Raw genomic sequence first — 13,041 nt, 5'->3', positions numbered from 1 at the left:
TATGCAGTGGCATGCGCAGTTCGCCTGGCTTGGCGACGGTGTGGCCGCCGACGTGCTGATCGAGGCCGACGGCGAGCGGATCACCGGCATCGCGGCCGGCGTCCCCTCCGCCCCCCACGCCCAGCGGCTGCCCGGCCTGACGCTCCCGGGCCTCGCCAACGCCCACTCCCACGCCTTCCACCGCGCCCTGCGCTCCCGCGTCCAGGCGCACTCCGGCACGTTCTGGACGTGGCGCGAGCAGATGTACAAGGTCGCCGACCGGCTCGACCCAGAGTCGTACCGCGCCCTCGCCACCGCCGTGTTCGCCGAGATGGCCCTCGCCGGCGTCAGCTGCGTCGGCGAGTTCCACTACCTGCACCACCGGCCCGGCGGCACGCCCTACGCCGACCCCAACGCGATGGGCGAGGCGCTGATCGCCGCCGCGGCCGACGCGGGCATCCGGATCACCCTGCTCGACGCCTGCTACCTCACCGGCGGCATCGGCCGCCCGCTCAAGGGGCCGCAGCTGCGCTTCGGCGACGGCACCGCCGGCAACTGGGCGCGGCGCGTCGACAGCCTCTACGAGGCGACGGACAAGGCGGGCCGGCGGCACGCCCGCGTCGGCGCCGCGATCCACTCCGTCCGCGCGGTGCCCCGCGAGCAGCTCCGCGCCGTCGCGGCCTGGGCGAAGGAGCGCCGCGCGCCGCTGCACGTCCACCTGTCCGAGCAGCCCGCCGAGAACGAGGCGTGCCGGGACGCCTACGGCATGACCCCCACCCGCCTGCTCGCCGAGGCGGGGGCGCTCGGCGCGCTCACCACCGCCGTCCACGCGACGCACCTCGCCGACGACGACATCGGCCTCCTCGGGACGACGATGACCGGCGTGTGCATGTGCCCGACCACCGAACGCGACCTCGCCGACGGCATCGGCCCCGCCCGCGCCCTCGCCGACGCGGGCGCCCCCATCTGCCTCGGCTCCGACCAGCACGCCGTCATCGACCTGTTCGAGGAGGCCCGCGCGGTCGAGCTGGACGAGCGGCTCCGCACCCGCGCCCGCGGCCACTGGACGGCCGGGGAGCTGCTCGCCGCCGCCACGTCCAACGGCCACTACGGGCTCGGCTGGCCCGAGGCGGGACGCCTGGAACCCGGCGCGTACGCCGACCTGGTCACCGTCGACCTCGGCTCCGTCCGCACCGCCGGCGCCGCGCCCGGCTACGCCGCCGAGGCCGCGGTCTTCGCCGCGACCTCCGCGGACGTCCGGCACGTCGTCGTCTCCGGCCGCCCCGTCGTCCACGACGGCCGCCACCTGCTGGTCGACGACGTCCCCGCCGCGCTCGCCGAGGCCGTCGCCGCCGCCACGCACGAGGAGCCCGCTTGAGCACGGTCATCACGAACATCGGGGAGCTGGTCACCAACGATCCCGCCGCCGGGGACGGCCTGGGCGTCCAGCGCGACGCCGCCCTCGTGGTCGAGGACGGCCGGGTCGCGTGGACGGGGCCGGCCTCGGCCGCGCCCGCCGCCGACGAGTCGTTCGACGCCGCCGGCCGCGCCGTCCTCCCCGGATTCGTGGACTCCCACGCGCATCTGGTCTTCGCCGGCGAGCGCGCCGAGGAGTTCGCCGCCCGCATGAGCGGCCGCAAGTACGCGGCGGGCGGCATCCGCACCACCGTCGAGCGCACCCGCGCCGCGTCCGACGACGACCTGCGCGCGAACCTGCGCCGCCTCATCGGCGAGATGGCCCGGCAGGGCACGACGACCGTCGAGTGCAAGTCGGGCTACGGGCTCACGGTCGGGCAGGAGGAGCGCGCCGTCCGCATCGCCGCCGAACTCGCGGACGAGGTCACCTACCTCGGGGCGCACGTCGTCCCCGCCGAGTACCAGGACGATCCCGCGGGCTACGCGCGGCTCGCCGCCACCGACATGCTCGCGGCCTGCGCACCGCACGCCCGCTGGGTGGACGTCTTCTGCGAGGAGGGCGCGTTCGACGCGGACCAGACCCGCGAGATCCTCCAGGCGGGCGTCAAGGCGGGCCTGAGCCCCCGCCTCCACGCGAACCAGCTCACCCAGGGCCCGGCGGTGCAACTCGCCGTCGAACTCGACGCCGCGTCCGCCGACCACTGCACCTTCCTGAGCGACGCCGACGTGGACGCCCTGGCCTCGTCCCGAACGGTCGCGACCCTGCTGCCCGGCGTCGAGTTCTCCACCCGCCAGCCCTACCCCGACGCCCGCCGCCTCCTGGACGCCGGAGCCACCGTCGCCCTGGCCACCGACTGCAACCCGGGGTCCTGCTACAGCTCCAGCATGGCGTTCTGCGTCGCCGTGGCCGTCCGCGACATGCACATGACCCCGGCCGAGGCCGTCTGGTCCGCCACCGCCGGCGGCGCCCGCGCCCTCCGCCGCACCGACGTCGGCCTCCTCGCCCCGGGCGCCCGCGCCGACGTCCACGTGCTGGACGCCCCGTCCCACATCCACCTCGCCTACCGGCCCGGCGTCCCCCAGACGGCCGCGGTCTGGAAGCACGGCCGCCGGGTCGTCTGACGCCCGCGGGCCGTGTGGAGGGCGGGGCGCCGGGTAGAGGGTCCGCAGCGACCGACTGTGGAGGCCCCCGATGGCGGAGTTCCTGACGGACATCAAGACCCTGCGCGAGCGCGCCCGGCAGGAGATCGACAAAGGCCCGATCACCGAGGCGTACGGCGCGGACGCCGACCGGGTGATCCAGGTGTGCAACGAGGCCCTCGCCACCGAGATCGTCTGCACGCTGCGCTACAAGCGCCACTACTACACGGCGACCGGCATCCACGCCGAGGCCGTCGCGGGGGAGTTCCTCCAGCACGCGGCCGAGGAGCAGCAGCACGCCGACATGCTGGCGGAGCGGATCGTCCAGCTCGGCGGCGAGCCCGACTTCTCGCCCGACACGCTCACCACCCGCGCGCACGCCGAGTACGACGCCAGCCTCGACCTCGTCGAGATGATCAAGGAGGATCTGATCGCCGAGCGGATCGCCATCGCCTCCTACACCGAGATCGTCCAGTGGCTCGGCGACGGCGACCCGACGACCAAGCGCGTCTTCGAGCGCATCCTGGAGCAGGAGGAGGAGCACGCCGACGACCTCCGCGGTTTCCTGGAGCGCCTCCCGAAGTCCTGACCCGGCGGCCCCGCTCTCCTCGGCGGCCGCCGCGGGCTCGCCGCCGTCGCCGGGCCCGGGGCGGTCAGTCCGGGGAGAGGTAGCGGCGGTTGACTCTGATCAGGGGTTTCTGCCCGCGGGTGATGTAGTCCGTCGAGAGGGCCTCGGCGACGAAGAGGGTGTGGTCGCCCGCCTCGATGGTCTGGCGGGTCTCGCATTCCAGGGCGGAGACCCCGGTCTCGGGGATCAGCGCGTCCGAATGCCCGCCGCGGTGGTGCGGTTCGGCGGCCAGGAGGATGCGGGCGCTCGGGCGGCCCTCGGCGGCGAAGCGGCCCGCCAGGGCGCGCTGGGACGACGACAGGATCGTCGCGGCCCAGCGGGGGCGGCGGTTCAGGACCTCCGAGAGGTAGGACGAGGACGCCACGCTCGCCAGCACCATCGGCGGGTCCAGGGACACGGACATGAACGAGGACACCGTCGTGCCGAGGTCGTCGCGGCCGTCCCGCACGGTCAGGACGACGACGCCCGTGGCGAAGCCCGCGACCGCCTCGACGAAGTCGGCGCTCAGCGGATCTCCCAGGCGCCCGGGAGGGTGAGCGGGCCCGCGGCGGGCAGGCCCAGGCGGGCGGCGAGGCCGCCGAGGGAGCCCCAGCCGTCGAAGCGGGCCGACGCGGCGGTGCGGTCCTCGCTGGACTCCGGCGGGCGGAGCCGCTCCAGCGGCGAGGTGTGCGGGTAGACCCGGATCGGCGCGTCGGAGGCGAGGCCGGCCTTCTTGCGCGCCAGGTCGAGCGCGGTGTCGATGCCGCCCAGTTCGTCGACGAGGCCGTTGTCCTTGGCGTCGGCGCCGGTCCAGACGCGGCCCCGGGCCAGCTCGTGGACCCGTTCGCGGGGCAGGTCGCGGCCCTCGGCGACCTTCGCGGTGAAGTCGTCGTAGATCCGGTCGAGGGAGGCGTTGACGCGCTCCCACTCGGAGTCGCTGAAGTCCTTGGTGGCGCTGAGCATGCGGGCGTGGTCGCCGTCGGCGACGGCGCCGAGCCCGATGCCGACCCGGTCGAGCAGGCCGCTCACCACGGCCTTGCCGACGACGACGCCGATCGAGCCGGTGAGCGTGCCGGGCTGCGCGACGATGGTGTCCGCGGCCATCGACACGTAGTAGCCGCCGGACGCGGCGACGTTGCCCATGGAGACGATCACCGGCTTGCCGGCGCGGCGCGCGAGGACCACCTCGCGCCAGATCGCGTCGGACGCGACGGCGGAGCCGCCGGGGCTGTTCACCCGGAACACGATGGCCTTGACGCGGTCGTCCCGCACGGCGGCGCGGAACGCGGCGCCGATCGTGTCGGAGCCCATCGCGGGGCCGGAGCCCGGCAGCGGGCCGCCCCGGCCGCTGCGGCCGAGCCGGATGGGGCCGTGCCCGTTGATCAGCGCGACCATGTCCTGCCTGCCGGGCTGCGGGAGGCGGCTCGCGAGGCCGTGCGCGCGGTTGTAGCGGGAGACGAAGCGGAGCTGCGCGTCCTCGCCGAACTCCTCGCGGAGGGCCGCGTAGACCTCGTCGCGGTAGGCGAGGCGGTCGACGAGCTTCTCCGCCAGGGCCTCGTCGGCGAGGAACGGGCCGCGGTCGATCAGCTCGCGGACCTTCTCCTCGGGCAGGCCGCGGGCGGCGGCGACCCCGGCGGTGATCTGCTCGCCGAGCGAGGTGACGAGCCGCCGGGACGACTCCTCGTGCTCGGGCGTGTAGGTCTTCTCCATGAACGTGTTCGCCATGGTCTTGTACTCGTGGCGCTTGCCGAACCGCGGCTGGATGCCCGCCTTCTCCAGGGCGCCCGCGAAGAACGGCTCCTCCAGCGCGATGCCGGTCAGCCCGACCTCGCCCGTGGGCTGCAGGTAGATCTTGTCGAAGGCGGTGGCGAGGTAGTACGGCACGGTGCCGCGCCCGCCCTCGCCGTACGTCTCGGCCCACGCGACGGTGAGCTTGCCCGCCTCCCGCAGCGCCTGGACGGCCTCGCGCAGCTCCTGGACGAGCGCCAGCCCGATCCCGCCGGAGACCTTCACGACCAGGGCGCGCACCCGGCTGTCGGAGCGTGCGCGGCGCAGCCCGTCCAGGACGTCCCGCAGGTTCGTCCGGCGCATGGACAGGATCGCCGAGACCGGGTCGGCCGGCGGGGTCTCCACGATGCCCTCGGTGAGGTCGAGTTCGAGGATCAGCGGGGCCGTCCGCCGGTCGCGGGCCTGCTTGATCACGTTGACGACTGTGCCGGGATCCACCATGGCACCAGCCTATGCGTTCGCCCGCGGCCCTTCCCGCGCCCCGGGTCCGGCCGGATCCCGCCGGACGCGGGGGTCAGCGCGCGAACGCCTTGTTGGGGATCACGCTCGCGGACGCCTGCGCGACGGGGCGGCCGTCCGCGTCCGTGATCAGCGCGTTGGAGACCATGCGGGTGCCGCCGGGGTGCAGGCACGTCCCGGTGACCGTGTACGCGCGGCCGGCCCGGACGCTGCGCAGGTAGTCCACGTTCAGGTTGAGCGTGAGCATCGGCATGAAGCGGTCGCACGTGCTGCTCGCCGCCATGCAGACCGCGTTGTCGAGGATCATCGCGATGTAGCCGCCGTGGACGACGCCGCCGGGGTTGCAGAGCTTGTCCTCGGGCGTCCACGCGATCTCCACCCGGCCCGGCTCGGCGGACCGCACCGCCTGCCCGATGTAGTCGCCGATGTCGGAGAACTCCGGGACCCTCCCGTCCGCGATCGCCTGGATGAATCCGGCGCCGGACAGCGTGTCCCACAGTTCGGCGGCCTCATGCAGAGCCTCCGCGCTCGCGTCGACGCTCAACTCGATCTCCCTGGTCACGGTGATCTTCGAATGGTATTCGGTGGCCGCGGGGGCGGCACTGTGCCGTTCATCACGGGCATCCGGCGCGGGCCCGTCCGGCGCTAACCTCGGACGCATGGGAGACGGCGACGGCTGGGCGGGCTGCGGGCAGGGCCACACGCACTGGGGGCGGTTCGGCGCGGCGGGCCTGCTGGCCTACCACCGCGACCCCGGCGGCCAGGTGTGGATCCTGCTGCAGCAGCGCGCGTGGTGGGGCATCGGCGGCGGGACGTGGGGCATGTTCGGCGGCGCGCTGCACAGCCACGAGGACGCCGTCACGGGCGCGCTCCGCGAGACCGCCGAGGAGTGCACGCTCGACACCGCGGTGGTGAACGTGCACGGCACCCGCGTCGAGGACCACGGCGGCTGGTCGTACACGTCCGTCCTCGGGTCGCTGCCCGAGCGCATCCCCGTCGGGCCCGCGTCGCGGGAGACGCGCCGGGCGGAGTGGGTGCGGCTCGAAGAGGTCCCCGGCCGCAAGCTGTTCGAGCCGTTCGCCCGGTCGTGGCCCCGCCTGCAGGACGCGATGAAGGGCCTCGTCCTCGTCGTGGACGCGGCGAACGTCGTGGGCGCCCGCGCCGACGGCTGGTGGAAGGACCGCGCGGCGGCGAACGCACGGCTCCGCGACGACCTGAAGGCGCTGGGCGGCGGCGTGCGGGGCCTGCCCGCGGGCGCCGTCCCGTTCGACCGCTGCTTCCCCGAGGTCGTCATGGTCGTGGAGGGCGCGGCGCGGCGGATCGCGGACGAGCCGTCCGACGGGGTGAGGGTCGTGGCGGCGCCCGGCAGCGGCGACGACCGGATCGTGGACCTCGTCCGGGAGGCGGGCCCCGACACCGCGCACCTGGTGGTCACCGCCGACCGGGAGCTGCGCGCCCGCTGCGAGGAGGCCGGCGCCGCCGTCACCGGCCCGCGCTGGCTCCTCGAACGCCTGTAGAAGAGGGCGCCCGTGGAAGAGGGCGCCTGCGGAAGAGGGGCGGCTAGACCTCGACGCGGTGGCCGGCGTCACGGAGCGCCGCCGTCGCCTCCTTCAGCCGGTGCTCCGGGACGAGCACCAGATCGGCGTGGTAGGTCGACGCGACGAAGACGGGCACCTCGGCGTCCGCGAGCGGCCCCACGATCGCGGCCAGCATGCCCGGCGCGTCCAGGCCGTGCGCGGCGTCGCCGTAGAAGCCGGCCCAGCGCTCGGTCTCCGCGTACGGCGACGCGTCCCGCACGACGGTGAGCCCCTCCGGGGCCCGCACCAGCGCGATCCACTCGTCGTCCTCGGGGAACGTCGCGTGCGGCAGGTGCTCCACCGTGAACTGGCCGGGGACGATGTGCAGGCGCTGCATGCGCCCACCCTATTCACGCGAGGCTACTCGGGCACCAGCCAGACGGCCCCGAGCGGCGGGACGCGCAGCACCGCCGACGCGGGCAGCCCGTGGCACGGGTCGCCGGCCGCCTCGACGCGGCCCATGTTGCCGACCCCGCTGCCGCCGTACTCGTAGGCGTCGGTGTTGATCACCTCGCGCCAGCCGCCCGCGCGGGGGAGGCCCAGCCGGTAGCCCTCGTGCGGGTTCCCGGCGAAGTTGACGACGCACGCGATGACCGGCGGGTCGCCGCCGTCCCGCGGCGTCCCGTAGCGCAGGTAGGAGAGGGTGTTGCCGCCCGCGTCGTTGCCGTCGATCCAGCGGAACCCCTCGTGGTCGCTGTCGCGCGTCCACAGCGCGGGCTCGCCCCGGTAGGTGCGGTTCAAGTCGCGGACGAGCTTCTGCAGGCCGAGGTGGTTGGCGCCCTCGGCGGCGTTGTCGAGGAGCCACCAGTCCAGCGGGCGCTCCTCCGCCCATTCGGCGCCCTGCCCGAACTCCTGCCCCATGAACAGCAGCTGCTTGCCGGGATGCGACCACATGTAGGCGAGCAGGGCGCGCAGCCCGGCGAACTGCTGCCAGGCGTCGCCCGGCATCTTGCTCAGCAGCGACCCCTTGCCGTGGACGACCTCGTCGTGCGACAGCGGCAGGACGTAGTTCTCCGAGAACGCGTACACCAGCGAGAACGTGATCTCGTTGTGGTGGTAGTGCCGGAACACGGGCTCGTGGCGCAGGTATTCGAGCGTGTCGTGCATCCAGCCCATGTTCCACTTGAACCCGAAGCCGAGCCCGCCGAGGTGCGTCGGGCGCGACACGCCCGGCCACGCCGTCGACTCCTCCGCGATCGTCATGATGCCGGGGTTGCGCTTGTAGACCGTCGCGTTCATCTCCTGCAGGAAGGAGATGGCCTCCAGGTTCTCCCGGCCGCCGTAGATGTTCGGCGACCACTCGCCCTCGTTGCGCGAGTAGTCGAGGTACAGCATCGAGGCCACGGCGTCCACGCGCAGCCCGTCGATGTGGAACTCCTCCAGCCAGAACGACGCGTTCGCCACGAGGAAGTTGCGGACTTCGGCGCGCCCGAAGTTGAACACCAGCGTCCCCCAGTCGGGGTGCTCGCCGCGTGCCGGATCGTCGTGCTCGTACAGGGCGGTGCCGTCGAACCGCGCCAGCGCCCACTCGTCCTTGGGGAAGTGGGCCGGCACCCAGTCCATGATGACGCCGATACCCGCCTGGTGGAGGCGGTCGACCAGGTGGCGGAAGTCGTCCGGGTTCCCGAACCGCGCGGTCGGCGCGTAGTAGGACGTCACCTGGTAGCCCCACGAGGGCCCGTAGGGGTGCTCCGCGACCGGCAGCAGCTCGACGTGCGTGAACCCCATGTCGCGCACGTACTCGGTGAGTTCCTCGGCGAGCTCCCTGTAGCCGAGCCCGGGACGCCACGACCCGAGATGCACCTCGTACACGCTCATGGGCTCGTGCAGCCAGTCGCGGTCCTTGCGGCCGTCCATCCAGTCGCCGTCGGCCCACTCGTAGGACGAGGTGAACACGCGGGACGCCGTCGCCGGGGGGCGTTCCGCCCACTGCGCCATCGGGTCGGCCTTGGTGCGCCACACGCCGTCCGCGCCGAGGATCTCGTACTTGTAGCACATGCCGTCGCCGACGCCCGGGACGAACAGCTCCCAGACGCCGGTGGAGCCGAGCGACCGCATCGGGTGGGCGCGGCCGTCCCAGTGGTTGAAGTCGCCGACCACGCGCACGCCGCGCGCCGTCGGCGCCCACACCGCGAACCCCGTCCCGTGGACGGTGCCGAACGCGGACGCGTAGGAGCGGACCCGCGCGCCGAGCGCCCGCCACAGCTCCTCGTGCCGCCCCTCGCCGATCAGGTGCAGGTCGAGTTCGCCGAGCGTCGGCAGGTGCCGGTAGGGGTCGTCCTGGATCGTCTCGATGCCGTCCCCGTAGGTGACGGCGAGCCGGTAGTCGGGGACGGCCAGCGGCGCCTTGCTCTCGTCGCCGTCCGCGAACGAGGCGTCCGCCGGCAGCGTGGCGCGGAACAGCCCCTCGTGGAAGTGGCGCAGCGGATGCCGCTCCCCGTTCGGCAGGACGACCTCGACCTTCTCCGCGAGCGGCCGCAGCGCGCGCACCGTCACGCCGTCCTTGCCCGGATGCGCCCCGAGGACGCCGTGCGGATCGTGGTGGTCGCCGCCGACGAGCCGGTCGATCTCCGCGCGCGTCACCCGTGCCATGACCTCACGGCCTCCCGTCACTGAGCTTTCACCCCTGTAGAGGTGCCCCGAGAAGCGCCGGTCTCACATGCCGGGCCGACCTGTTTCCACGAGCTTGACGTTCATGATCGGGATGGCTCGGCGCGGGTCGGCGGCGGGCACTCGGCGGGGCTCGCGGCCGGGCTCCGGCCGGTTGCGGCCGCACGGGCGGCTCGACTCTTTCGTCGTGGGGTCGCGCCGGATGGCGCCGCCCGTGCGGCCACGTCCGCCGGGCCCGCGTCCTACCGGGCCCCGTCCTTCCGGGGAACGGCCGCCTCGCCCCAGGGGTGACACCGACCCCACCCCCCTGGGATCCACTCCTGTGTCACCTCAGCGACACAGGTACCTGCCGTATCGGCGCATCCCGGCCCGGTCCGCCCCCGCTCGCGGACCGGGCCGCGCTGCTCCCCATCGCGCACGTTCACGTGTCCCCGCGTCCCTGGCGGGTCTGCTCGGCGAGCAGGCCGCGCAGCCCCGCCGGGTCGTCCGCGGCCACCGTCATCGCACATCCCGCCTGGAGTTCGGCGTCGCTGAGGTCGCCGCTGCGGGTCGCGTACCAGCGTCCCGCGTCGCTGCGCCACACCTGCCAACCCGGGAACTCCTCCTCGATGGCCGCCTTCAACTCGTCGAAGTCGCCCATCAAGGTCGTCCCTTCCCCAAGGCCGTTCTTCTGTATACAAAAGTCTTACTTGGCCTAAGAGGTGTCAAGCTGTCCGTAAGCGGACCGTGCCCTCGCGGATAGCGCCCGCGGGGCAGGGATGGCAAGGAGGGACCAACCGGGATCGAACGTCAGGTCGAACGCGGTTCGAACGCGCGGCAACCGAGTTGGGAGGTGACGCCGGTGCCCGACCGCCCCGCCTACCTGCGCATCGCCGACACGCTGCGGGAGGGTATCCGGGACGGCAGCCTGCCGCCGGGGACCCGGCTGCCGACCATCGCGGAGCTGTGCGAGGCGCACGGCGTCTCGGAGATCGTCATCCGCCAGGCGGTCGCGCTGCTGCGCGGCGAGGGGCTCGTCGAGACCCGCCGCGGCGGCGGCACCCTCGTCAAGGTCGTCCCGCCGGCGCGCCGCGTCGCGATGGACCGGTACCGCGCGGTGACCCGCCCCCTGGCGGTCCCCGAGACCACCTTCACCCGCGACCAGAAGATCACCTGGGCGGAGTACCGGCTCGACAAGGAGTTCACCCGGGTGCGGGCGGACGGCGAGCTCGGCGCCCTGTTCGAGCTGCCGGCCGGCACCGAGCTGCTGCGCCGCCGGTTCGTGTTCTACGCGCGCGGCGAGCCGCAGCAGATCTCCGTCAACTACCTGCCGTGGGACCTCGTCGGCGGCACGCCGGTCTCCGACCCGGCGCGCGAGCCGTGGCCCGGCGGGACGCTCGCGCAGCTCGCCTACCTCGGGCATCCGCCGATCCGGGTGGAGGAGGCCGTCCGGTCCCGCATGCCGACCCCCGAGGAGGCCGAGACGCTCCGGATGAGCGGCGGCGTGCCGGTCCTCGGCATCACCCGCCGGATGCTGGCGCGCGCCGGCGTGATGGAGGTCTGCCGCGAGATCGTGCTGCCCGCCGACCGCGTCGTCCTCGACTACTCGATCGACCTGTGACGCCGGCCCGGAGCGTCCGGGGCGGAGCGTCCGGGGCGGAGCGTCCGGCCCGGAGCGTCCGGGGCGGTCAGCCCGCGAGCCGGCTCAGGGACTTCAGCGGGACGGGCAGCCAGGCGGGCCGGTTCCGCGCCTCGTACCGGACCTCGTAGACGGCCTTGTCGAACTCGAACGCCCGCACGAGCGCCTCGTGCGCGGCCGGGTCGGGCCCGCCGGCCGCCGCGTACCCGTCGCAGAACGCCGCCCGGTTCCGCTCCGCCCACGTCCGGGCCCGCTGCTCCAGCGCGTCGGCGCTGTCGCCGGGCAGGTCCGCCTCCCGCGCGAGCAGGAACCGCGCCGCGTACTCGAAGGAGCGCAGCATCCCGGCGACGTCGCGCAGCGGGTGCCCGAGGGCGCGGCGCGCCGCGGGGTCGCGGGCCGGTTCGCCCTCGAAGTCGAGCAGGTACCAGCCCGCGTCGGTGCGCATGACCTGGCCGAGGTGGTAGTCGCCGTGGATCCGCTGGAACGGCAGCGGCGCCGCCTCGGCCGCGACCCGGTCGAACACCTCGCGGATCGCGTGCGCGTGCGGGCGCAGCTCCGGGACGTCGGCGCAGACCTGGTCGAGCTGCTCGTTCATCCCGAAGACGATGTCCCGCAGCACCTCGGGCGGCGTCCACGTCACGCCGAACGCGGCGGCGAGGTCGCGGTGCACCTGCGCGGTGGCGGCGCCGAGCCGCTCGGCCTCGGCGGCGAAGTCGCCGCCGGCGCGGCCCGCGTCGCTCGGCGTCGGCTCGGCGGCCGGCCCCGGCGGCGCCGGCTGCGCGAACCAGTCGCGGACGCTGGTGAGGGCGAGCTGCCAGCCGTCCGTCCCGGTGCGCAGGAACTCCGACAGCAGCGCCAGCGTGACCGGCTCGCCGCCGCCGTCCGCGCCCGGGTCCAGCTCGATCCAGCCGTGCACGGCCGGGACGTGCTCGCAGCCGCGGCGGGTGAGCGCGAGGTTGACCTCCAGGTCGGGGTTGACGCCGGGGGACAGGCGGCGGAACAGCTTGCAGATGTAGGCGTCGCCGAAGATCAGCGAGGTGTTGCTCTGCTCGGCCGAGGACGGCAGGCCCTCCAGGCCGGTGCGGATGCCGGTGCCGGGGGCGCGGCGGAACCGCAGCGGCCCGACGGCCGTCTCGTCCGCCATGAAGTCGAGGAGGACGCCGGTGAGATCCGGGTCGTGGACGGCGTCGTAGACGTGCCCGGTGACCGCCGGGTCGCCGGACGTCCGCCCGATCACGCTGGACACCAGCCGGTCGGGCAGTTCGCGGCGGACGCCCAGCAGCAGCTGGTAGTGGTCGGTGGCGCCGTTCTGCCGGACGTCGAGGATCAGGTGGTGCAGGGCGGGATCGCCGGAGCGCAGCTCGGTGGCGGTGCCGATGGACAGCTCGTCGATGGGGAGGTCCTTGCCGCCGAACCACCGCTGCCGGGGCAGCCAGTCGGCCAGGAGCCGGACGAGGGAAGGATCGGGCGGCGGCACGGCTACATCACTCCTTCGCCCGGCTCGCTCTCCCCGGGCGCCCGTGGAAGCAGGAACCAGTAGAAACCGTGCCCGGGCAGGGTCAGCAGGTAGGGCAGGTCGCCGATCGCGGGGAACTGCACGCCGCCCATGCACTCGATCGGCGCGGAGCCCCGGAAGCGCCGCAGGTCCAGCTCGACCGGCTGCGGGAAACGGGAGAGGTTGTTCACGCAGAGGACGGTGTCCATGCCGCCCCACTGGTTGGTGTCCCCATTGTGGATCTCGCGGGTGAAGGCCAGGACGGAGGGGTTGGAGGCGGACAGTTCGACGTAGGAGCCGACGCCGAAGACGGGGTGGCGCTGCCGGATCTCGATCATTTTGCGGGTCCAGT

General features: G+C 73.9%; 13 protein-coding genes. 5 read left to right on the top strand and 8 right to left on the bottom strand.

Features of this window, described 5'->3' with window-relative positions:
* Position 1 precedes the first annotated feature (1 nt).
* The 3 genes from ABTW95_RS28510 (at position 2) to ABTW95_RS28500 (ending at position 3,124) form a co-directional block, all read left to right on the top strand.
* Positions 2-1,357 carry a formimidoylglutamate deiminase gene (locus ABTW95_RS28510; protein ID WP_500227877.1) on the top strand — a complete coding sequence of 452 codons (1,356 nt, stop codon included), beginning with the start codon at positions 2-4 and terminating at the stop codon, positions 1,355-1,357.
* On the top strand, positions 1,354-2,517 hold the full coding sequence (gene hutI, locus ABTW95_RS28505) for an imidazolonepropionase (protein WP_500227876.1): 1,164 nt from the start codon (positions 1,354-1,356) through the stop codon (positions 2,515-2,517). Before ABTW95_RS28510 ends, hutI begins: the two co-directional genes overlap by 4 nt.
* 70 nt (positions 2,518-2,587) lie before the next feature.
* Complete coding sequence (locus tag ABTW95_RS28500; protein ID WP_396447373.1) at positions 2,588-3,124, top strand: ferritin-like domain-containing protein; 537 nt, start codon at positions 2,588-2,590, stop codon at positions 3,122-3,124.
* A gap of 64 nt (positions 3,125-3,188) precedes the next feature.
* Here ABTW95_RS28500 and ABTW95_RS28495 read toward each other — a convergent pair whose 3' ends face one another.
* The 3 genes from ABTW95_RS28495 to ABTW95_RS28485 form a co-directional block, all read right to left on the bottom strand.
* The gene (locus ABTW95_RS28495) at positions 3,189-3,671 is read right to left on the bottom strand and encodes a flavin reductase family protein (RefSeq protein WP_500227911.1); all 483 of its coding nucleotides are present in this window, start codon (positions 3,669-3,671) and stop codon (positions 3,189-3,191) included.
* Positions 3,668-5,371: a signal peptide peptidase SppA gene (gene sppA, locus ABTW95_RS28490; RefSeq protein ID WP_396447375.1), complete on the bottom strand. Its 1,704-nt coding sequence runs from the start codon at positions 5,369-5,371 to the stop codon at positions 3,668-3,670. The genes ABTW95_RS28495 and sppA overlap by 4 nt, the downstream gene beginning before the upstream one ends.
* A 73-nt stretch (positions 5,372-5,444) precedes the next feature.
* The gene (locus tag ABTW95_RS28485; RefSeq protein ID WP_500227875.1) at positions 5,445-5,951 is read right to left on the bottom strand and encodes a PaaI family thioesterase; all 507 of its coding nucleotides are present in this window, start codon (positions 5,949-5,951) and stop codon (positions 5,445-5,447) included.
* Between the two features lie 97 nt (positions 5,952-6,048).
* Here ABTW95_RS28485 and ABTW95_RS28480 point away from each other — a divergent pair, with 97 nt between their 5' ends.
* Positions 6,049-6,906 (top strand): NUDIX domain-containing protein, encoded by an 858-nt coding sequence (locus ABTW95_RS28480; RefSeq protein ID WP_396447377.1) that lies wholly within the window; start codon positions 6,049-6,051, stop codon positions 6,904-6,906.
* A gap of 43 nt (positions 6,907-6,949) precedes the next feature.
* Here ABTW95_RS28480 and ABTW95_RS28475 read toward each other — a convergent pair whose 3' ends face one another.
* The 3 genes from ABTW95_RS28475 to ABTW95_RS28465 all read right to left on the bottom strand — a co-directional run bounded on the left by ABTW95_RS28475 (position 6,950) and on the right by ABTW95_RS28465 (position 10,216).
* The gene (locus ABTW95_RS28475; RefSeq protein ID WP_396447378.1) at positions 6,950-7,303 is read right to left on the bottom strand and encodes an ACT domain-containing protein; all 354 of its coding nucleotides are present in this window, start codon (positions 7,301-7,303) and stop codon (positions 6,950-6,952) included.
* Positions 7,304-7,326: 23 nt separating this feature from the next.
* Positions 7,327-9,558: a 1,4-alpha-glucan branching protein GlgB gene (gene glgB, locus ABTW95_RS28470; protein ID WP_500227874.1), complete on the bottom strand. Its 2,232-nt coding sequence runs from the start codon at positions 9,556-9,558 to the stop codon at positions 7,327-7,329.
* A 439-nt stretch (positions 9,559-9,997) separates the two neighbouring features.
* Entirely contained in the window at positions 9,998-10,216 is a 219-nt protein-coding gene (locus ABTW95_RS28465) for a hypothetical protein (RefSeq protein ID WP_396447380.1), read from the bottom strand.
* Between the two features lie 201 nt (positions 10,217-10,417).
* Here ABTW95_RS28465 and ABTW95_RS28460 point away from each other — a divergent pair, with 201 nt between their 5' ends.
* Positions 10,418-11,176 (top strand): GntR family transcriptional regulator, encoded by a 759-nt coding sequence (locus ABTW95_RS28460; protein WP_396447381.1) that lies wholly within the window; start codon positions 10,418-10,420, stop codon positions 11,174-11,176.
* Positions 11,177-11,243: 67 nt separating this feature from the next.
* On the opposite strand, the gene ABTW95_RS28455 is transcribed toward ABTW95_RS28460, so the two are convergent.
* Both ABTW95_RS28455 and ABTW95_RS28450 read right to left on the bottom strand, forming a co-directional pair.
* Entirely contained in the window at positions 11,244-12,671 is a 1,428-nt protein-coding gene (locus ABTW95_RS28455) for a maltokinase N-terminal cap-like domain-containing protein (protein WP_396447382.1), read from the bottom strand.
* 2 nt (positions 12,672-12,673) lie between these two features.
* A partial coding sequence (locus ABTW95_RS28450; RefSeq protein WP_500227873.1) for an alpha-glucosidase C-terminal domain-containing protein occupies positions 12,674-13,041 on the bottom strand: 368 nt, incomplete at its 5' end.

Origin of the sequence: Spirillospora sp. NPDC127506, from assembly GCF_040302145.1 — a bacterium.
GTDB lineage: Bacteria > Actinomycetota > Actinomycetes > Streptosporangiales > Streptosporangiaceae > Spirillospora.
Note: the sequence above shows the minus strand (reverse complement) of the source record. Positions and strands in the feature narration are given on the sequence as shown.

Coding starts and splice junctions, on each gene's coding strand:
- ABTW95_RS28510 (WP_500227877.1), top strand. CDS start 2: ATGCAGTGGCATGCGCAGTTCGCCTGGCTTGGCGACGGTGTGGCCGCC.
- ABTW95_RS28500 (WP_396447373.1), top strand. CDS start 2,588: ATGGCGGAGTTCCTGACGGACATCAAGACCCTGCGCGAGCGCGCCCGG.
- sppA (WP_396447375.1), bottom strand. CDS start 5,371: ATGGTGGATCCCGGCACAGTCGTCAACGTGATCAAGCAGGCCCGCGAC.
- ABTW95_RS28480 (WP_396447377.1), top strand. CDS start 6,049: ATGGGAGACGGCGACGGCTGGGCGGGCTGCGGGCAGGGCCACACGCAC.
- ABTW95_RS28475 (WP_396447378.1), bottom strand. CDS start 7,303: ATGCAGCGCCTGCACATCGTCCCCGGCCAGTTCACGGTGGAGCACCTG.
- glgB (WP_500227874.1), bottom strand. CDS start 9,558: ATGGCACGGGTGACGCGCGCGGAGATCGACCGGCTCGTCGGCGGCGAC.
- ABTW95_RS28465 (WP_396447380.1), bottom strand. CDS start 10,216: ATGGGCGACTTCGACGAGTTGAAGGCGGCCATCGAGGAGGAGTTCCCG.